The organism is Candidatus Halocynthiibacter alkanivorans (assembly GCF_003333265.1).
GTDB classification, from domain to species: Bacteria; Pseudomonadota; Alphaproteobacteria; order Rhodobacterales; family Rhodobacteraceae; genus Halocyntiibacter_A; species Halocyntiibacter_A alkanivorans.
Genome location: NZ_QOLB01000121.1, coordinates 19,360 through 39,668, shown reverse-complemented (window position 1 = coordinate 39,668; position 20,309 = coordinate 19,360). Strand labels below are relative to the sequence as shown.

Here is a 20,309-nt window from a genome sequence, read left to right as displayed (position 1 = left end):
CGGCGGCGGCGGCGGGGGCGGGGGTGGTGGCGGTGGCAACAACGATGGGCCGTTGGTCGATGGCGGGTCCGTTCTGGTGGCCGGCCCTGGGGCGGAGCGCGCCGCGCTGACCGTGACAGGTGAGGCCGAAGCGGGGTCTTCTGTTGAGGTCACTGTTGGAACTGCAGTTGTGACCGTGATCACCGACAGCGAAGGCAACTGGAGCGCAACCGTTCCACCTGCGGAACTGCCGGCAGACGACAGTTATGTCGCGTCGGTTGTCGTGACCGAGCCCGGTGGAGATGTCTTCACATTGAGCGGCCCGACGGTTCTGATTGACACCACAGCTCCGGATCTTGCGGTGACGGCGGGTCTGGACAGCGTGGATCATGTGGTCAACGCAGAAGACATGGCCGATGGCACAGAGGTGTCCGGCACCGGTGAAGCCGGGGCAAGTGTCTCCGTTGAAATTCAGGGTGTGACGCAAAGCACCACGGTTGGCGCGGACGGGCAGTGGAGCGTCAGCTTTGCCGCCGGCAGCCTGACCTCAGGTGAATATGAAGCGGCCGTGACGATGGTCACCAGTGACATCTATGGCAATGAACAGACTTTCACCGATACCATTGTGGTGGACACAGAAGCGGCTGCGGTCCGCTTTGACACAGTGGCGGAAGACGATGTGATTAACCTCACCGAATCCGCCGCCGGTATTGCCATCAGCGGCACATCTGAGGCCGGGGCATCTCTGGCGCTGGAGATTGCCGGCAATACATATACAACTGTAGTGGACGGCGGCGGCAACTGGTCCGTGACGGTTCCTGCGGGAACCCTGGTTGCGGGTACCTATGAGACGAACATTGTGGCTACTGTCACCGATGCCGCTGGCAACAGTGCCGCTTATACCAAGAGCGTCACGGTCGACACGGAAAGCTCGCTTTCTGTTGACCTGATTGAAGGGGACAATGTGGTCTCGGCTGCGGAAGAGGCCAATGGCATTACCGTGACCGGCCAGGCCGAAGCAGGCTCTGACATTGTGGTTATTCTGGAAGGTGTTCCTGTCAATGTTGCGGCGGATGAAAACGGCAACTGGTCAGTCGCATTTGATCCTGGCCTTGTGCCCACAGAACCGCATGGCGCCCAACCCTATGTTCAGGTGATCGCAACCGACACTGCCGGAAATGAAACCATTGAATTTGTGCAGCTGACAATCGACACTTATGTCAACGGGCTGACCAGTGACGGTCCCACTGAAGGACCGGTGGTCAGCGAAGCAGAACGTGGCGATGGCATCACGCTGGAGGGGACAACCGAGGCCAACGCAGAGGTTTCCATCGAAATCGACGGGGTCACACGGACCGGGACCGCGGACGGGGACGGAAACTGGAGCGTTGATTTCGAGGGCGGCACCATTGCTGCTGGCGAATACACCGCTACGGCGACCATCACAGCGACCGATACTGTGGGAAATACGCTCACCATAACCGATACGTTTACAGTTGATACCGTGGCCGCGCCGGTCATCACTGCGCAGACGATTTCCAATGAAGGTGCTGTTACCGCATTGCAAACGACTGACATGTCGGATCCGGCGATCCTATATGAAATCAGCGGCGACGACCCGGCATCAAATCTGAACGCAACTGTTACCGATCTGCCCAGCGGACAATACTATGGGTTCGACCCTGTGTCGGACGGCAGCAGTATTGTTGTTGCGGCGGCAGACAGCGAGGGCAACAGCGCCGATACGCTGGTCGTTCTGGATCAGACCGGACCGGCGATCGTGGACCTGACAGTCTCAGGCCTGGCCAATTTTGACATCGAGGCGGTGAATCTGGATTTTGCGGATGACAGCCAGCTGACCATCACAGCAGATATGTTGAACGACCTTTCCGACTCGTCAAATAACCTGCATATCCAGGGTGGGACAGATGATACTGTAACCGCCATCGGAGCTGTGGCGACCGGCGAAACGGAAAACATCGCTGGCAACACGTTCGCTGTCTATACCCTGGGGGACGAGGGCGGGCGTCTGATTATTGACGACGACATCTCCGTCGTTATTTAGGTATACGCAGGGGCCGGAAACCGGCGCTTGTTGACTGTTTACCCCCCGGGAGGGACGTGCGTGCAAAAGGTGGGACGGAAGGCGGCTTTGCTGACAGGTGTTGCCCTGTCTCTTGGCGGTTGTCTTGGTGGTGAGGGCGCTTTGAACGTGCCCTTTCTGGCCTCCACCTCAGCGGCGACAAGCGTGGCGCGCTATGAAACAACGCAGGGCACTGTGGCTGCCGGGCAATCCGCCTGGCCCGGTGCTGCCGACAGTGTCAACACCGCCGGTATCGCCAACACTCTCAGCTCCGCCAATACTTCTGCCACTGCCACTGCCACTGCCACTGCCACTGCCTCCGGCGCTACGGGCGTCATCGGCGACCTTCAGTCACGTCAGTCTGTTCTGAACAGCGGCGCTTATGCCGAGGTTGCCCTGGCAGTGAGCCGGGCGTCTGCAGGGGCAGCGGTCTCTGAATTGCGCGCCGCGCGGCTGCGCTCCGAGGCAGCGGATAAAAACTGGCTGCCCACCATCGGCCCTTCGGTCAGCCTTTCCAGCCTTGGCGATGTGGTCGCCGGACTGGTGCTGGATCAGGTGCTGTGGGACAACGGCCGCAAAAAGGCGGAACGCGCCTTTGCCCGCGCCGATGTTGAAGTCGCAGCGGTCAACCTGTCGCTGGATGTGAATGGCCGGCTGTTCTCAGCGCTGTCGCTGTATCTTGCCGCCGAAGAAGCGCGGGCGCAGCAGATTGATCTGGCCTCGTCTCTGGTGCAGATGCGTGAATTTGACCGGATTGTCTCCGGCCGGGTGTCCGGCGGTATTGCACCGTTGTCTGATCAGACCGTGAGCCGGGCAAAACTGGCCGAACTCAACGCGATGTATCAGGCTGCAACCGACGCAGAGCGCACTTCATTTGCCGAGCTTGCCGCCATGGCAGGGGGCGATCTGAGCCGCCTGTCCGGCCTGGCGCCGCTGGCGCTGCCGGCACCACAGCTGCAAGCACTGAGCGTTTTGCGGGCCCAGGCCGAAGCCCGTCGCGCCGTCTCAGAAGCCACCATGGCGCGGGCTGGTTTCCTGCCCGGCCTTACCGCGCGCGGCTCTCTTAGCAATCAGGGCAACTCCGCCGGGCTGAACATCGGCTCTGAACGGGGATTTGGGTTTGGCACCGGCGCCAGTCTGAACGCCATCAGGGCCAGCCGCGACGCGGCGGAGGCCCGGGTGGCACAGGCGCGCGAAGATGCGGCCCGACAGATCAGCCGGCTGCGGGAGGCCGAAAAGGCGGATCTGCGCCAGGCGCAGGACGCCGATCAGTCGGCGCGGCGGACCCGGCTCACCCTGGCGCAGTTCCGCGAGCAGTTTGAGGCCGGGCAGCGTTCGGTGATGGACGTGATTGCGCTGCATGAAAAGCTGGTGTCTCAGGAGCAGAATGCCATCAGGCTGCGGTTCAAAGCCGCTTTGGCTGCGCTGCAAACCGCGAATATTCTGGGCGTGCTGGCGGATGGATCAGCGTTATGAGCAATACGCCGGTCGCCTTCAGTGTCACTGCCAGCCGCAAAAAAACCACCCTGTCGCCGGGACCTGGTCCGGCCGCGCGTGCCGCTGACCCGAGCCAGACCCAGGCGCCGGGGCGTTCGCAGTTTGAAAACCGGCTGCATGCCCGGGCGGGCATCGCCGCGGTTCTGGCAAGCCGGATCGGCGCCGATGTGGCGACCTCTGATCTGGTCGACCACATTGCTGCGCAGGGCGAAGATGACGTTGCCCCGGACGCTCTGGCCGCCGCCCTGCGTGCGCAGAAGATCGACGCCCGCGTTCAAAAGGTGGCGCAACTGTCGCCAGACCACTGGCCGGCGATTGCAAGCATGAGCGGCGGGCGCCTGGTGCTGGTGCTGAGCCAGCAGGCCGGAGTTCTGACCATCTATGATGACAGCTGTGCCGGCAACCGCACCGAAGTGCCTCTGGCTGAATTCGCCCCCTATTACACCGGCACATTGCTGCAGGCCCGCCTGGCCACGGCGCAGCTGGCCCGGACCCATGTGCCGGACAGCACAGAGGCGCACTGGTTCTGGAGTCAGTTTCCAAAGTTCCGCCGCCAGATCGGGGAAATCGCGCTCGGTTCCTTTGTGGCCAATCTGCTGGCGGTGGCGGTGGCGCTGTTTTCGCTGCAGGTCTATGACCGGGTGATCCCGAACCAGTCGATTCCAACGCTCTGGGTGCTGGCGATCGGCGCGTTCACCGCCATTGTGATGGAGGTGGTGCTGAAACTGGCACGCGCGCGGCTGATGGACAGCGCCGGGCGCATCATTGAGCTGAATGTGCAGAGCGTGCTGATGGACCGTATTCTGGGCATGCGCAGTGACCGGCGGGCGAACACGCCGTCCGGCCTGTTTTCGGCGATGCGGGAATTTGGTTCAGTGCGTGAGTTTTTCACCTCCTCCACCATTGGCACCATTGCCGATGTGCCATTTATCTTTGTGTTTCTGCTGCTGGTGGCCTCGATCGCCGGCAATCTGGTCTGGGTGCTGATGCTGGGCGGCGTGCTGATGCTGCTGCCGGGCTATTTCATGCAGCGGCGCATGGTTGCGCTGACCCTCAAAGCCCAGGGCGCCTCGGCCAAAGCCTCGCGCCTGCTGCACGAAACCATCTTTGAGCTCGACACGTTAAAAACTCTGCGCGGTGAGGACCGGGTGCGCCGTCTCTGGCACGAGCTGAACCTGCTGGGGGCGCAGACCTCGGGCGAGCAGCGCAAACTGGCCTCCGCGCTCAGCTTCTGGAGCCAGGGCGTGCAGCAGGCCACCTATATTTCTGCGGTGGTGTACGGAACTTACCAGGTTTTTGCCGGCAATTTTACTGTCGGCACCATTATCGCTGTCGGCCTGCTGACCAGCCGCACCCTGGCGCCACTGACCCAGCTGTCGGGCACCATGGCGCGCTGGTCCAATGTCAAAGCGGCGCTGGCAGGGCTGGATGCAATCGCGCTGGCGGAGCAGGATCAGAGCGAAGGGCGCCGCTATCTGCGCAGGGAGCAGTTGCAGGGGCGCTTTGAGCTGCGCGAACTGAGCTACCGCTATGAGGACGACGCAGCGCCGGTGCTCGAGGTGCCGGGCATCGACATTCAGGCCGGGCAGTCGCTGGCCATCCTGGGCTCCAACGGTTCGGGCAAATCAACGCTGCTGAAAATCCTGTCGGGTCTGCACGCGCCCACATCCGGCCGGGTGATGCTGGACGGGGTCGATATGGCAATGATTGATCCGCGCGATATCCGCCGCAACATCGGCTATCTCAGCCAGGACGTACGGCTGTTTGCCGGCACCCTGCGCGACAATCTCAATCTGAACATGCTGGAGCGCAATGACGACCGGCTGTTACAAGCGCTGGATTTTGCCGGGCTGGGACCGTTTCTGCGCGCCCATCACCGCGGGCTGGATCTGGAAATCAGCGACAGTGGTGCCGGTCTGTCCGTCGGGCAGCGCCAGTCGATCGGCTGGGCGCGCCTGTGGCTGCAGGATCCGCGCATCGTGCTGCTGGATGAGCCCACCGCCGCGCTTGACCAGACGCTGGAAGCCACGCTGGTCAGCCGGCTGGAAAGCTGGCTCAAGGGCCGTACTGCGATCATTGCCACCCACCGGCTGCCAATCCTGTCGCTGACGGAGCGCACGCTTATCCTGCAAAACGGCCGTCTGGCGGTGGACGGGCCGCGCGATGCGGTGCTGGCGCATTTGCAAAAAGGCCGCGGGGAGAGCGCCGGGTGACTCACACATTTGAAAACCCGATACAGCAGGAGCTGAAAGGGCCCTCCATGCTGATCTGGCTGTCGGCCGCAGCGCTGGCCTTGTTCCTGCTCTGGGCGGCTTTCGCCTGGGTGGATGAAATTGTGCGCGGTGAGGGGGAGTTTGTCTCCAGTTCACGGCCCCAGATCATCCAGAACCTTGAAGGCGGCATTCTGGCGGAGCTGTTTGTCTCTGAGGGCAGTGTGGTCGAGAAGGGCGATGTGCTGGCGCGGCTGGAAGGCACCCAGTTCAAAACAAGCGCGCTGGACCTGCAGGACCAGATCGATGCACTGGAAGTCCGCCGCCTGCGTCTTGAAGCCGAAATGGCGGGAAAGACCACGTTTCAGGTCGAGGATAGCCTGACACAACGTTCTGCGGTGATTGTGGCTTCTGAGCGGGCCTTGCTGGAGGCACGGCTGTCAGATTACCAGTCCCGTCGCCGCGGTGCCTCCCGGGTGCTGAAACAGGCGGAAACCGAAAAGTCGCTGATGGAAGATATGCTCAGCCGCAAGGTTGTGGCGCTGATCGAAGTGACACGGGCGCGCAAAGCCTATTCTGATGCCGAGATCAAATATAATGAGATCGTGACGCGGGCGAAACTGGAGCGGGCAGAGGAGTATTCCGATACGCTGCAGGAGCTGACCTCGCTGAACCAGAGCCTCAACCTGGCCAACGATCAGCTGAACCGCACGGTGATCACCAGCCCGTTGCGTGGCATCGTCAACAATCTGGCGGTGACTACGATTGGCGGCGTGGTGCGCCCGGGGGATGAGATTTTTCAGATCATCCCAATGGGCGAAGAACTGTTGGTCGAGACAAGGATCAAACCCAAAGACATCGCCAATGTGGAAAACGGCCAACAGGCGACGGTCAAGCTGACTGCCTATGATTATACCATCTATGGCTCGCTGAAAGGCGAGGTCAAATTCATCTCTGCCGATACGTTTGAAGATGAAAGACGCGACGGTGAACCCTATTACCGGGTGACCCTGTCGGTGGATCTGGACAGTCTGACCGACCGTCAGCAGGGTATTGAAATTCGCCCCGGAATGCGGGCTCAGGTCGAGCTGCAAACCGGGAGCAAAACAATTCTGCAATATCTGATGAAGCCGCTCTATAAGTCGCAAGAGGCCTTCAGAGAGCGCTGATCAGGCGGCGATTGCGGCGCGCGCCTTTGCGATGGACAGCGCGGCGCTGGCGGCTTCGCGGCCCTTGTCCACAAAATGCGCACGGTAGATGGCATTGTGGTGATCGGTGTCCTGGTAGTGATGTGGCGTCAGCGAGACTGACAGCACCGGAATACCAGTATCCAGCCCGGCGCGCATCAAGCCGTCGACCACGGCCTGAGCGACAAAATCGTGGCGGTAGATGCCGCCGTCGACCACAAAGGCAGCGCAGGCCACAGCGCCATAGCGCCCTGAGGCGGCAAGGTCGCGCGCCAGCAGCGGCATTTCAAAGGCACCGGGCACGTCAAAGACGTCGACCAGATCGGCGGGGATCAGTTCGCAGAACCCTTTGAGGGCCTGGTCTACAATGTCAGCATGCCAGGCGGCTTTGACAAAAGCATAGCGGGTGTGTGTCATCTGGATCTCCTCTTTGTAACAACACGTCACCCAAGGCGATCACAACGCACCACACCACAAGGGCCTGGAGCACTGCATTCTCTTCCATCCGGACTTTAACCGTCGGCTCAGGCCTCTCACCTGATCTGCTGACCCTTTGACTGTCAAAGGCGCTCGCGGGCTCGTGACACAAGGCCACATACCGCCGGTGGGGAATTTCACCCCGCCCTGAGAATAAGGCGACATTGCCTTGGAGCCGAACCAGTTGCAAGCGCATTTACGACATAAAAAAGGGGGCCAGCGGCCCCCTTTTCCAATTTATGTGTCTGCGGGTCTCAGGCTGGCGTAATGCCGCGCATTTTTTCAGAGCGCCGCCGCAGCAGTTCCAGCGTGGTCAGCAGGCAGATCGAGATGAAGACCAGGATCGTCGCCACCGCCAGGATGGTGGGCGAGATCTGTTCGCGCAACCCGATGAACATCTGCCAAGGCAGGGTTTTCTGCGCCGCGGAGCCGACAAACAACACCACCACAACCTCATCAAACGAGGTGATGAAGGCAAAGAGACCGCCGGAAATCACCCCGGGCAGAATCAGTGGCATCTGCACCCGGAAGAATGTGGTCACCGGGCTGGCGCCCATATTCGCCGCCGCCCGTGTCAGCGACTGATCAAAGCTGATCAGCGTTGCAGTGACGGTGATGATCACAAAGGGCACGCCCAGAACTGCATGGGCCAGCACAATCTTGATATAGCCGGTCGTCGATTTGGTCAGGCCCAGGTTGGCTTCCATCCAGTTGCCCATGGACGAGTAGAAAAAGAACATGCCCGCAGCTGAGATGATCAGCGGAACGATCATCGGCGAGATCAGGATCGCCATGATGGCGCGCCGGAACGGCACATGGGACTGGGACAGGCCAATCGCTGCGAGAGTGCCAAAGCTCACCGACAACAGAGTTGCGATCGGGGCAATGATCAGCGAGTTTTTCAGCGCCAGCTGCCATGCTGCGTTGGAGAAGAAGTCGCGGTAGTGTTTCAGAGAGAACCCTTCCGGATCCAGCCGCAGCATTTCCGGCGTGAAGGTAAAGAAGTCTTCCGCGTTAAAGCTGAGCGGGATGATCACCATGATGGGCGCGATCAGGTAGAAGAAGATCAGACCACAGATGACCCGGAACGCGTAGTACCAGATGCGCTGGGGCATGGTGGCGTAGATTGGAATTCCTGACATATCGGTTACCCCAGTTTCACATTATCGATGCCGACAAGTTTGTCGTATGCGTAGTACAGCGCCAGAACTGCCACCAGAAGGATGGTGCCAAGCGCCGCTCCGAGACCCCAGTTCAGCGAGAAGGAGATGTGGTAGGCGATCCGGTTGGAGATAAAGACCCCATCGGTGCCGCCAACGATTTCGGGCGTGATGTAATAGCCGATGGCGAGGATGAAGACGAGGATCGAGCCCGCACCGATGCCAGGGATCGACTGGGGGAAATAAACCCGCCAGAACGCTGTCCAGTTGGTGGCGCCAAGCGATTTGGCAGCACGCAGATAGGTGGGCTGAATGGTCTGCATCACCGAATACATCGGCAGGATCATAAAGGGCAGCAGGATATGCGTCATCGCAATCAGCGTGCCGGTGGCGTTGTTCATCAGCGCCAGCCGGTTGGCATCGTCAACAATCCCTACCGCGACCAGCAGGTTGTTGATTACACCCTGTTGTTGCAGCAGCACTTTCCAGGCCGATGTCCGCACCAACAGTGAGGTCCAGAACGGCAGCAGCACGAGGATCATCAGCATGTTGGATGTGCGCATCGGCAGGTTGGCCAGCAACCAGGCAATCGGATAGCCAAGCAGGATACAGCTGAAGGTGATGGAGAGCGACAGAATGATCGTTCGGATGAACAGCTTGATATAGATGCGCTGGTTCTCCGCGCGCCGCTCGATGCCTTCGGGGCTGTTTTGCAGATCCACGGCGTTCAGATAATAGCCGGGGGTATATTTCGGGCTGTAGACCTTGAGTATTTTCCAGGTTTCGATATCGGCCCAGGCTTTGTTGGTCTCAGCAAATTTGGCGGCAAAGGGGCCGTCTGTTTCCAGGTCCCACTTTTTAATGGCGCGACCGGTCTTGCGGAACAGCGACGACATGCCGGATTTTTCATAGTTCAGCCGCGAGCCAAGCTTGGTGTGGTTTTTCTCAGCGACCGCAACTTTCAGATCACGCGCCAGCGCAGCATAGACCGCTTCATCGGGCAGGGTGCCACTGTCGGCTTCCCAGTCGCCCAGCATGGCAATGGTTTGCGGCAGCGTGTCCATGACAATGTTATTTTTCACCGAGCGGAACAGCATATTGCCGATCGGGGTGATGAAGGTGAGCAACACAAACAGAAGCAACGGTGCAATCAGCGCCATAGCGCGCATCTTTTCACGTCTCAGCGCACGCGCGAGGCTTTTCTTCAGTGGTGTTCCGTCTGCGGCAAGCACCGGACCGGTGGCGGTCATGTCGCTCATGGCGATCCCCTGTTGATGGTTTTGTCAGCCCTCAGCACGGGGCTGTTTCAGGGATCCGGGCCTCTGCCGTGCAGGGCCCGGATCAAGTGTTTCAGAGTGGTTTAGCTGGCCAGCCATGCCTGGAATTTTGCATCCAGGTCATCGCGGTAATCAGCCCACCATTCGTAGTTGAACAGCAGTGTGTTCACGGAGTTTGCAGGGTCAGTTGGCATATGTGGCGCCATGTCGATGCCGAGCTCAGCATGTTTGCCAACCAGCGGTGCGGAAGACATACGTGCCGGACCGTAGGAGATGTACTTGGCCTGATCTGCCAGACGCTGGGTGTCCGTGGCAAAATAGACAAAATCAAGCGCAGCCTGGGTGCGTTCCTCAGACAGACCGGCTGGGATGATCCAACCGTCAAGGTCAAAGACCTGCGCGTCCCAGAGCATATCAACAGGCTGACCCTGCTCAACAATCAGAGAGAACAGACGACCGTTATAGGTGGTGCCCATCACAACTTCGCCATCGGCGAGAAGCTGAGGTGTGTCAGCACCGGCGGACCACCAGATCACGTCATCTTTGATGGTGTCGAGCTTGGCAAACGCCTGAGCCTGACCTGCTTCGGTTTCCAGAACGTCATAGACGTCTTCTTTGGCAACGCCGTCACACATCAGCGCCCATTCCAGGTTGCCAATCGGACGTTTTTCCAGCGAACGTTTGCCAGGATAGGCTGTGGTGTCGAAGAACGCACAGATGGATGTCGGTGGTGTGTCGCCAACCAGGTCGGTGCGGTAGGCGGCGGCTGTCGAATAAACGATCTGCGGGATGAAGCAGTCGGATACGATCAGATCGCCGAAATCTTCGGAAGCCGGTGTGCCATCAGGCGCAGGAGCGAGCTGAGTGTCAGCATCGATTTCCAGGGCCAGACCTTCGTCACACAGGCGCATAGCGTCTGCAGCAACTACGTCTACAACGTCCCAGGTGATGTTGTTGGCTTCGTTCATGGCGCGCAGTTTCGCAACAGCTTCAGCAGAACTTTCATCGGTGATGATGTTCACGCCAGGGTTATTGGCCATGAACGGCTCGTAATAGGCTTTGATCTGCGAGTTCTGGTAGGCTCCACCCCAGGATACGATGGTCATATCCTGCGCGGTTGCCGTGCCGGCAGCAAGCGCGAGAAAGCTTGTGGCGATGACGGTATGTTTAAGTTTCATAATAGACTCCCTGGTCTGTTTCCCGATTATTATTGTTCCGATCCGGTGCTCCGGGAGGTCGCGGTTGGATCGGCTGTCACGTCCGGACAATAAGTATGTCAGGACGTGAAAATTTTAAAAATCTCAGGCGTCAAGCGCACGGCAGTCAGCTGCCAACCAGCCGATATCGATCTGTTGGCCCGGTTTGAGCTGGACCTGATCCGGCGCGTTGCGCGTTTTGATGATAAAGTCTTCATTTCCGGCGACACGAAGCCGGGTGCGGAACATATCACCCATATAGATGAATTCGAGCACCTCGGCCTTCAGCGTATGCGCGTCGGCATGCAGGCGGTCTTTGTTATATTCCACCCGTTCCGGGCGGATCGACACCTGGGTCCGTTGGCCCGGCTGGCTGACATTGACCGGTTTACAGTCAATCAGTTCGCCGTCGTCGAGCATCACAAGTGCACGGTCGCCGTTGATTTCCTTGACCACACCTTCGAGCGTATTGTTCTCGCCGATGAACTGGGCCACGAAACTGTTCTGCGGCTCTTCATAGAGTTGGGCCGGTGGTGCCAGCTGCTGAATGCGCCCGTCTTCAAACACCGCGACCCGGTCTGACATGGTCAGCGCTTCGGTCTGGTCATGTGTCACATAGACGGTGGTAATGCCCAGGTTATGCGCCAGGTTGGTGATCTCAAACTGCAGCGTTTCCCGCAGCTGTTTGTCCAACGCGCCAAGCGGCTCGTCCATCAGCACCAGTTCCGGTTCAAACACCAGCGCGCGGGCCAGAGCGATTCGCTGTTGCTGGCCGCCGGACAGCTGGGCGGGACGGCGGCTGCCGAAATCACCCATCTGCACCATATCCAGCGCGCGCATCACTTTGGTTTCGCGTTCTGACTTGCCGATTTTGCGGACTTCCAGCGGGAAGGCCAGATTCTCGGCAACGGTCATATGCGGGAACAGAGCGTAGTTCTGAAACACCATGCCAATGCCGCGCTTGTGTGGCGCAATATTGTTGATCGGCTTGCCGTCAAGGCGAATATCGCCGTGTGTCGCGGTCTCAAAACCCGCCAGCATCATCAGGCAGGTGGTTTTGCCCGACCCCGATGGGCCAAGCATCGTCAGGAATTCACCCTTTCCGATGTTTAGGTTGAGATCTTTTACGACAAGATTTTCTCCGTCGTAACTTTTCTGGACCCGGTCGAATACGACAAAGCCATCATCTGTCTCGTTAATTCCCAAGATACCCCCTGCCACCTGATGGTGATCGTACTTTCGCACTCGTGCGTTGTTCATGTGTCAGCCAACACCAATAAGTTTCGCATTGCAACCAGTTGATGCTCTGAGCCTGAGCGACGCATTTCATTCTGTATGCGGCGTTTTGTGTGTCGTAAACTGACTTTCGTTAACCGTTGTTACTGTAAGCAGACGGAAACCAGTCTGTACATGACTGGTTTCCGTATTTCTCAGATAATTACATTATGACCGGGCCCATAGGGGAAGCCGGTGATGTTGCGGCTTGAATCGTCTTCAATCACCAGGATGTCATGTTCCCGGTAGCCGCCGGCGCCCGCTGTGCCCTGCGGCACCCAGAGCATCGGCTCCATCGACACCACCATGCCGGGTTCAAGTACCGTGTCGATATCTTCGCGCAGCTCAAGCCCGGCTTCCCGACCATAATAATGCGACAGGATGCCAAAGGAATGGCCATAACCAAAGGAGCGGTATTGCAGCAGATCTTCTGCTTCAAAGAAGCGGTTGAGTTCTGCACAGATGCCCGAACAGGTCGCGCCGGGTTTGATCAGGCTGATCCCCAGCTCATGCGCCGCGATATTGGCTTCCCATAGTTTCAGCGAAGCCGGATCCGGTTCGCCGAGGAACAGGGTGCGTTCAAGGGCGGTGTAATAGGCCGAAATCATCGGAAACGTGTTCAGACTCAGAATGTCGCCACGCTGCAATTTTCGGGTGGTCACCGGATTATGCGCCCCGTCCGTGTTCAGGCCTGACTGAAACCAGACCCAGTTGTCGCGAATCTCACTGTCGGGATGAGACCGGGCGATTTCCGCTTCCATTGCGTCACGTCCCGCCATTGCGACATCGATTTCCCGGATGCCTTCTTTGATCGCCGCGTGAATCGCTGCACCACCAACGTCCGCAATGCGGGCGCCTTCTTCGATCAGGGCAATTTCCTCAGTGGACTTGAACATACGCGCCTTCATGGTGTCGCCGGCGATGTCGACCAGCGCATCCACATCAAGAAAGTCACGCAGTGTTGCCTCTGCAACCCGGGTCAGGTGGTCGCCCTCTATGCCAACACGCCGCGCCGCTCCCGCCAGCTGGCGTACGGCCCGCCAGTAGTTGTCGCGCTGCCAGTCGGTGTAGATGACGTTGTCGCAAAACGAGCGCCGCCAGGGCTGGGAGCCGTCGATGTTGGCGGAGACTGTGGTGCAGGTATCGGCGGTGACCACGCAGGCATAGGGCCGGCCAAAGGCGCAATACAGAAATCCTGAATAATAGGCGATATTGTGCATGGAGGTCAGGACAACCGCCTGAATATCGCGTGCAGCCATAATCGTGCGCAATCCGGACAGGCGCGATTCGTATTCGCTGTCGGAAAAGGGCAGAGGGGCTTTGCCGCCATCATGACGGGTGAAAAAAGCAGGACGATGTGAAATATCGTGCATGGCGTTACTCCAGAGTGGCAGGCTGCATTCGAGCCTGCGATAGTGTTCCGGCGTGCAGAACCTATCGACCTTTCCCCGGTTTCAGGGGCAGCGACGCCATCACTGCGGTCAGCACGAAGCTAATGCGCGGCCGCGCCCGCTGTCAAAGAAATTGTGAAATTGCACCGGAGCTTTGCGAATACTTAATGTTTCCAGGTTTCGCTGGTGAAAATGACTTTATGCGGGGTCAGATAAAAATCATGCCCTTGAAGCCCCCCCGGCGGCACTCTAAGACTTAGACAAGAATTCCTCGCTAACCATAGTCCAGACAGTTGAGGCAGGCAGATATGCAAGACCCACACGATACTTATATGAACACCCTCGTACCAATGGTGGTCGAACAGACCAGCCGTGGCGAACGCGCGTATGATATTTTCTCGCGCCTTCTGAAAGAGCGGATTATTTTTCTGAGCGGCCCGGTCCATGACGGGATGTCCACTCTGATTTGCGCCCAGTTGCTGTTTCTTGAGGCGGAAAACCCCAACAAAGAAATCTCAATGTATATCAACTCGCCGGGTGGCGTGGTGACATCGGGCCTGTCGATCTATGACACGATGCAATACATCCGTCCGAAGATTTCGACATTGGTGATCGGCCAGGCCGCCTCTATGGGCTCTTTGCTGCTGACCGCAGGGGAGAAGGGCATGCGTTTCTCGCTGCCAAACTCCCGTGTGATGGTGCATCAGCCTTCCGGCGGCTACCAGGGCCAGGCAACGGATATCATGATCCACGCCCAGGAGACCCAGAAGCTGAAGACGCGTCTGAACGAAATCTACGTGCACCACACCGGCAATGATCTTGCCACCGTTGAGGCTGGTCTTGAGCGGGACAATTTCATGTCGCCTGAAGATGCCAAAGACTGGGGGCTGATTGATGAAATCCTCGACAGCCGCGCCGAGATCGAAGGCGACAAAAGCTAAGTAAACGGCCCTGTACCCGTCAAGGGTGCAGGGCGCATTTTGGCGTTGTACACGCCCGGAGACTGCCCTAATCTTCTTCAGACTATTAGGGCACGACATGGTTTCGCAGTTGCGAAACTGGATCAACGGGGCAAGGGCCCCAGGGGAATATGATGGCGAACTCGTCGAACGGTGACAGCAAAAACACCCTGTATTGCTCCTTCTGCGGCAAGAGTCAGCATGAGGTGCGCAAGCTTATTGCAGGTCCGACCGTATTCATCTGTGATGAATGTGTTGAACTCTGTATGGATATCATCCGCGAAGAAACCAAATCTTCAGCGCTGAAATCCTCCGAAGGTGTGCCAACACCGCAGGATATTTGCGACGTACTGGATGATTATGTCATCGGGCAGACTGTGGCCAAACGGGTGCTGTCTGTGGCGGTGCACAACCATTACAAACGTCTGAACCACGCGGACAAATCGGGCAATGATATTGAGTTGGCGAAATCCAACATCATGCTGATCGGCCCCACCGGTTGCGGTAAAACACTGCTGGCGCAGACCCTGGCACGTATTCTTGATGTGCCATTCACCATGGCAGACGCCACCACGCTGACCGAAGCCGGTTATGTTGGTGAAGACGTTGAAAACATCATTCTGAAACTGCTTCAGGCCTCAGAGTATAACGTGGAGCGCGCGCAGCGCGGCATCGTTTACATCGATGAAGTTGATAAAATCACCCGCAAATCTGACAACCCGTCGATCACCCGTGACGTGTCGGGCGAGGGCGTGCAGCAGGCGCTTTTGAAAATCATGGAAGGCACCGTTGCCAGTGTGCCGCCCCAGGGCGGTCGTAAACACCCGCAGCAGGAATTCCTCCAGGTTGATACCACAAATATCCTGTTCATCTGTGGCGGCGCTTTTGCCGGTCTGGAAAAGATCATTGCCCGCCGTGGCAAAGGGTCTGCCATTGGCTTTGGCGCCGATGTCAAAGACAACGAAAGCCGCGGTGTTGGCGAATTGTTCGGCGAACTGGAGCCGGAAGACCTGCTGAAATTCGGTCTGATCCCGGAATTTGTCGGCCGTCTGCCGGTGATCGCGACGCTGACCGATCTGGATGAGGACGCGCTTGTTACCATCCTGAGCAAGCCCAAAAACGCCCTGGTCAAACAATACCAGCGTCTGTTTGAACTGGAAGATGCGGAGCTGTCGTTTACCGAAGATGCGCTGTCAGCCATTGCCAAGCGTGCGATTGATCGTAAAACCGGTGCCCGGGGTCTGCGTTCTATTCTGGAAGATATTCTTCTGGACACAATGTTCGAACTCCCCTCGATGAAAAGCGTGAAGGAAGTTGTGGTCAATGAAGAGGCGGTCAATTCTGATACGCAGCCGCTTATGATCCACGCGGATGTTGAAAAAGAAGAAGCCAGCGCCAGCTGATTGCGGCATTCTGTGCGAAAAAATACCGGCCGGTCCCTACACAGGGCCGGCCTTTTTTATGGTGTAATTTTCCGACTGTGAGCTTCTGGCGCGCGCCAAGGTACTGGACCTTGAGAGCGCAATGGTTCATAGGAAGGAAGACAATTCTCGGAGGCACTGATGGGTATTCTTAACACTGTTCTGCGCGCGCTGACCTGGTGGAACGGCCAGACCCTTGGCACCCAGCTTTACACATGGCGCAAAGGCGAACGTGTTGGCGAAGATGAGCAGGGCAACATCTATTACCAGACCCGTGACAAGGTCCGTCGCTGGGTGATTTATAACGGCGAGATCGAAGCCAGCCGAATCAGCCCCGACTGGCATGGCTGGTTGCATCACACCTTTGACGACGCGCCCGCAACAACGCCATTGCCGCATAAAGAGTGGGAAAAACCGCATCAGGAAAACCTGTCCGGCACCGCTCAGGCCTATGCGCCAGCGGGCTCGATCCGGCAGTCTGCGCCGGTTGACCGCAAAGATTACGAGTCCTGGCAGCCGGAATAATCCTGGCTGTTTCAATAGCCGCGGGCGTTTGAAAAGCCTGGTGGCCCGAATGCTCCTGGCAGCCCGCAATAAAAGAGGCACACCCTATGTCTGAAAACACCGCAGAGGTCGTTACCGGCGGGGTCGTGCTAGCGGCAGCCATTGGGTTCTTTCTGTTTGCCGGTGAAATCACCGGGTTTTCCGGCGGCGGCAGTTCCTCCTACCGGCTGTCTGCGTCCTTCCGCTCGGCCGAAGGCGTGTCCGTGGGCACCGATGTGCGGCTTGCCGGGGTGAAAGTGGGCTCTGTTGCCGGTCTTGAACTCAACTCCACAACCTTCCGTGCCGATGCCTGGCTGACCATCGCCGAGGGCATAGAACTGCCGGAAGATACCGCTGCGGTGATCTCGTCTGAAGGTCTGCTGGGCGGCAATTTTGTCGAACTTCTGCCCGGTGGCTCTCCGTTTAATATCGAGCCGGGGGCGGAGATCGAAGACACACAGGGCGCCGTCAGCCTGATAAACCTGATGTTGAAGTTTGCCAGCGGAGGCTCGGAAGAATGATTCGCCGGTTTGCCAGTTCCGCATTGATCTCCTGTGTGCTGGTGACCTCAGTTCTGGCCACCTCAGTCCAGGCGCAGGAAGAAATCACCATTCAGCCGCTGGACGATGACATCGGCACGCTGACACCGGATGACGATTTCGGGACTCTGCAGCCGCTGGACAATGGCTTCGGCACCCTGACGCTGGACAATCCCGGTTCTGTGACCGGAGAGGGCACCGGCTTTTTTAATTATGATGATCTGCAGATCTTGCCGCAGGGCATACAGCGGGCGCTTTCGGACATCAAAACCGAGATCCGCGAGATCGTTGCCGCATCCGATACCGCGGTTTTGCGGGCGCTGGACAAAGTGTCCGGCGATGTCACGGATTTTGAACTGGCCGTCGGTGATACCGTGACGCTGGGGCGGATCAATGTGACGCTCGGCGGCTGCCGTTACCCGGTCGAGACACCGGCTTCCAATGCTTATACCTATCTGGTGATCCGCAATGCGGACCAGGACGCGCCGGTCTTTTCCGGCTGGATGCTGGCGGCCAGCCCGGCGCTGAACGCGCTGGACCATCCGCGTTATGACGTCTGGGCGTTGCGCTGCAAGATACCTGCTGCGGACTGAACCCGCCCTGCAAGCGTGATATCGGGGTTCTTTTGCAAAGCGGATGCCAGTTGCTCCTGGTAACTCTCACGCGGAATTTCCATAGCTCCAAGGCTGGCCAGATGTTCGGTGATGAACTGGGTATCAAACAGCGAAAATCCCGCCAGCCGCAGCCGGTCAATCAGCCAGGCCAGAGCAATTTTAGAGGCGTCCGTGCGGGTGGAGAACATGCTTTCGCCAAAAAACGCGCCGCCCAGTGCTACGCCGTAAACACCGCCGACCAGGTCGTCCTCCTGCCAGACTTCAACAGAGTGGGCGTATCCCAGCCGGTGGAGTTCCAGGTAGAGATCAAAGATTATATCGTTAATCCAAGTCTCTTCGCGCTCGGCGCAACCGAGCACGACGGCCCGAAAAGCCGTATTGAATCGGACCTGATAGTTGTCGCGTTTTATACGCCGGCGCAGGGAGCGGGAAATGTGGAAGCTGTCCAGCGGGAAAACGCCGCGATAGGTCGGGTCGACCCAGAAGACCTCGTCTGCATCCCGCCCGTCAGCCATGGGAAAAAGGCCCGACGCATAGGCCGTCAGCAAAAGTTCCGGGGTCAGATCAGGATCGTTCATATCTTTTCATGCCACGTTTCATGCCAAGACGGGGGCGCAAAGAAAACCGGGGCCCGCAGGCCCCGGCTCAATATTCACATGTTGGCATCAAGCCATTTTTCCAGCCAGTGGATGTTGTAGTTTCCGGTCTGCACATCGTCCTCGGCCAGCAGCGCGTGAAACAGCGGCACGGTGGTATCAACACCATCGACGATCAGCTCTCCCAGGGCGCGCTCGAGCCGTGCCAGCGCTTCCGGACGGTCGCGGCCATGCACGATCAGCTTGCCGATCAGGCTGTCGTAAAACGGCGGGATCGAATAGCCGTTATACAGCGCACTGTCGACGCGCACACCAAGGCCACCGGGGGCGTGATAGGCGGTGATCTTGCCGGGGCAGGGCGAAAAGTTCGGCAGTTTTTCCGCGTTGATCCGGACTTCGATGGCGTGGCCGTTGATTTCCAGCTCGTCCTGGGTGAAGGACAGGTCCTGACCTTCGGCAACGCGGATCTGCTCGCGCACCAGATCGACACCAAAGATGGCTTCTGTCACCGGGTGTTCCACCTGCAGACGGGTGTTCATCTCAATAAAATAGAACTCGCCGTCCTCATAGAGGAACTCGATGGTGCCAGCGCCGAGATAGTTGATGCCGGCACAGGCATCGGCACAAACTTTGCCGATTTGGGCCCGCAGTTCTGGTGTAATCGAGGGGCCGGGAGCTTCCTCAAAGACCTTCTGGTGGCGCCGCTGCAGCGAACAGTCGCGCTCGCCCAGATGCACCGCCGTGCCTTTGCCGTCGCCAAAGACCTGGACCTCGATGTGGCGCGGTCTCTGCAGGTATTTCTCGAGATAGACTTCATCATTGCCAAAAACGGATTTGCCTTCGGCACGCGCGGTGCGGAAAGCGCTCTCCAGATCGGCCTCAGTCGGTGCCAGCTTCATACCGCGCCCGCCACCACCGGCGGTGGCTTTGATGATCACCGGGTAGCCGATTTCAGCGGCGATTCTACGGGCTGATTCCAGATCGGGAACACCGCCTTCGGAGCCGGGCACGCAGGGCACACCCAGTTTCCGCATGGTGTCTTTGGCGGTGATTTTGTCGCCCATGATGCGGATATGGGCCGCAGTGGGGCCGATGAACTTCAGGTCGTGGTCTTCGACGATCTGCACAAATTCAGCGTTTTCGGACAGGAACCCATAGCCCGGGTGGATCGCATCCGCGCCAGTGATTTCACAGGCCGAAATGATCGCCGGGAACGACAGGTAGCTTTGCGCCGAGGCGGGCGGACCAATGCAGACCGCTTCGTCCGCCATGCGCACATGCATCGCATCACTGTCAGCAGTGGAATGCACTGCAACCGACTTAATGCCCATCTCACGACAGGCGCGGATCACCCGCAGGGCGATTTCACCCCGGTTGGCGATGAGAACTTTTTTGAACATGCCGGGCGCCCTATTCAACGATCATCAGCGGGGCACCGAATTCAACGGTGGTGCCGTCATCAACCAGAACCCGTTTGACGGTGCCGGATTTTGGCGCCGGGATGTGGTTCATGGTTTTCATCGCCTCAACGATCAAAAGCGTCTGACCTTCAGACACCTGATCGCCGACCTTTACAAAATTGGCTGCCCCAGGCTCAGGCGCCAGGTACACGGTGCCGACCATGGGGGAAGGAACCGCGTTTGGATCTGTTGCGGGGTCCGCAACCGCAGCAGGCGCGGCGGCGGCGGGAGCAGCCGCAACGGCGACCGGCGCAGCAGCGACCGGCGCAGCAGCAAGGACGGTCTGAGGCTGCACGCGGCTCACGCGCACATTCAGACTGTCAGATTCGCCATATTCACGCATGACCTCAAGTTCGGTCAGATCATTGTTGTCGAGCACTGCAGCGAGTGCCTTGATGAATTCTACGTCTGCTTCATTTTTCTTGTTTGCCATGGTGTCCTCAGC

Annotated in this window: 17 protein-coding genes, 1 pseudogene and 1 riboswitch; of the genes and pseudogenes, 9 read left to right on the top strand and 9 right to left on the bottom strand. The window is 58.6% G+C overall.

Features of this window, described 5'->3' with window-relative positions; translation table 11 throughout:
- The 4 genes from DWA01_RS15170 to DWA01_RS15155 all read left to right on the top strand — a co-directional run.
- Positions 1 to 2,044, top strand: a 2,044-nt coding sequence (locus DWA01_RS15170) for an Ig-like domain-containing protein (protein ID WP_114286655.1), incomplete at its 5' end; no start/stop codon positions are given.
- Between the two features lie 60 nt (positions 2,045 to 2,104).
- On the top strand, positions 2,105 to 3,538 hold the full coding sequence (locus DWA01_RS15165; protein WP_160116058.1) for a TolC family protein: 1,434 nt from the start codon (positions 2,105 to 2,107) through the stop codon (positions 3,536 to 3,538).
- On the top strand, positions 3,535 to 5,772 hold the full coding sequence (locus DWA01_RS15160; protein WP_114286653.1) for an ATP-binding cassette domain-containing protein: 2,238 nt from the start codon (positions 3,535 to 3,537) through the stop codon (positions 5,770 to 5,772). Before DWA01_RS15165 ends, DWA01_RS15160 begins: the two co-directional genes overlap by 4 nt.
- Before the next feature lie 47 nt (positions 5,773 to 5,819).
- The gene (locus DWA01_RS15155; RefSeq protein WP_114286660.1) at positions 5,820 to 6,938 is read left to right on the top strand and encodes an HlyD family type I secretion periplasmic adaptor subunit; all 1,119 of its coding nucleotides are present in this window, start codon (positions 5,820 to 5,822) and stop codon (positions 6,936 to 6,938) included.
- Here DWA01_RS15155 and DWA01_RS15150 read toward each other — a convergent pair whose 3' ends face one another.
- The 6 genes and pseudogenes from DWA01_RS15150 to DWA01_RS15125 form a co-directional block, all read right to left on the bottom strand.
- Positions 6,939 to 7,373, bottom strand: a complete 435-nt coding sequence (locus DWA01_RS15150) for a 6,7-dimethyl-8-ribityllumazine synthase (protein ID WP_114286652.1) — start codon at positions 7,371 to 7,373, stop codon at positions 6,939 to 6,941.
- 72 nt (positions 7,374 to 7,445) lie between these two features.
- Positions 7,446 to 7,592: riboswitch (FMN riboswitch) on the bottom strand.
- Positions 7,593 to 7,687: 95 nt separating this feature from the next.
- A pseudogene (locus DWA01_RS15145) lies at positions 7,688 to 8,536 on the bottom strand (ABC transporter permease); the annotation flags it as partial.
- Between the two features lie 44 nt (positions 8,537 to 8,580).
- Positions 8,581 to 9,852 (bottom strand): ABC transporter permease, encoded by a 1,272-nt coding sequence (locus tag DWA01_RS15140; RefSeq protein WP_200832591.1) that lies wholly within the window; start codon positions 9,850 to 9,852, stop codon positions 8,581 to 8,583.
- A gap of 101 nt (positions 9,853 to 9,953) precedes the next feature.
- A complete protein-coding gene (locus tag DWA01_RS15135; RefSeq protein ID WP_114286650.1) occupies positions 9,954 to 11,048 on the bottom strand; it encodes an extracellular solute-binding protein in 1,095 nt (364 codons plus the stop codon).
- Between the two features lie 123 nt (positions 11,049 to 11,171).
- Entirely contained in the window at positions 11,172 to 12,272 is a 1,101-nt protein-coding gene (locus DWA01_RS15130; RefSeq protein ID WP_419187014.1) for an ABC transporter ATP-binding protein, read from the bottom strand.
- 224 nt (positions 12,273 to 12,496) lie between these two features.
- The gene (locus tag DWA01_RS15125; protein ID WP_114286649.1) at positions 12,497 to 13,714 is read right to left on the bottom strand and encodes an aminopeptidase P family protein; all 1,218 of its coding nucleotides are present in this window, start codon (positions 13,712 to 13,714) and stop codon (positions 12,497 to 12,499) included.
- Between the two features lie 326 nt (positions 13,715 to 14,040).
- Between DWA01_RS15125 and DWA01_RS15120 the strand changes: the two genes are divergently transcribed.
- The 5 genes from DWA01_RS15120 (at position 14,041) to DWA01_RS15100 (ending at position 17,787) form a co-directional block, all read left to right on the top strand.
- On the top strand, positions 14,041 to 14,673 hold the full coding sequence (locus DWA01_RS15120) for an ATP-dependent Clp protease proteolytic subunit (RefSeq protein WP_114286648.1): 633 nt from the start codon (positions 14,041 to 14,043) through the stop codon (positions 14,671 to 14,673).
- Positions 14,674 to 14,825: 152 nt separating this feature from the next.
- Entirely contained in the window at positions 14,826 to 16,094 is a 1,269-nt protein-coding gene (gene clpX / locus DWA01_RS15115) for an ATP-dependent Clp protease ATP-binding subunit ClpX (RefSeq protein WP_114286657.1), read from the top strand.
- Between the two features lie 159 nt (positions 16,095 to 16,253).
- Positions 16,254 to 16,637 (top strand): NADH:ubiquinone oxidoreductase subunit NDUFA12, encoded by a 384-nt coding sequence (locus DWA01_RS15110; protein WP_114286647.1) that lies wholly within the window; start codon positions 16,254 to 16,256, stop codon positions 16,635 to 16,637.
- Positions 16,638 to 16,723: 86 nt separating this feature from the next.
- Positions 16,724 to 17,176, top strand: coding sequence for an outer membrane lipid asymmetry maintenance protein MlaD (mlaD, locus tag DWA01_RS15105; RefSeq protein ID WP_114286646.1), 453 nt, complete (start codon positions 16,724 to 16,726; stop codon positions 17,174 to 17,176).
- Complete coding sequence (locus DWA01_RS15100) at positions 17,173 to 17,787, top strand: DUF2155 domain-containing protein (RefSeq protein ID WP_114286645.1); 615 nt, start codon at positions 17,173 to 17,175, stop codon at positions 17,785 to 17,787. The genes mlaD and DWA01_RS15100 overlap by 4 nt, the downstream gene beginning before the upstream one ends.
- Here the strand turns inward: DWA01_RS15100 and aat are convergent.
- The 3 genes from aat to accB all read right to left on the bottom strand — a co-directional run bounded on the left by aat (position 17,742) and on the right by accB (position 20,297).
- On the bottom strand, positions 17,742 to 18,386 hold the full coding sequence (gene aat / locus DWA01_RS15095; RefSeq protein WP_114286644.1) for a leucyl/phenylalanyl-tRNA--protein transferase: 645 nt from the start codon (positions 18,384 to 18,386) through the stop codon (positions 17,742 to 17,744). The two genes, DWA01_RS15100 and aat, sit on opposite strands and share 46 nt — an antisense overlap.
- A 74-nt stretch (positions 18,387 to 18,460) precedes the next feature.
- Complete coding sequence (gene accC / locus DWA01_RS15090) at positions 18,461 to 19,804, bottom strand: acetyl-CoA carboxylase biotin carboxylase subunit (protein WP_114286643.1); 1,344 nt, start codon at positions 19,802 to 19,804, stop codon at positions 18,461 to 18,463.
- A 10-nt stretch (positions 19,805 to 19,814) separates the two neighbouring features.
- Entirely contained in the window at positions 19,815 to 20,297 is a 483-nt protein-coding gene (gene accB, locus DWA01_RS15085) for an acetyl-CoA carboxylase biotin carboxyl carrier protein (protein ID WP_114286642.1), read from the bottom strand.
- Positions 20,298 to 20,309: the final 12 nt, after the last annotated feature.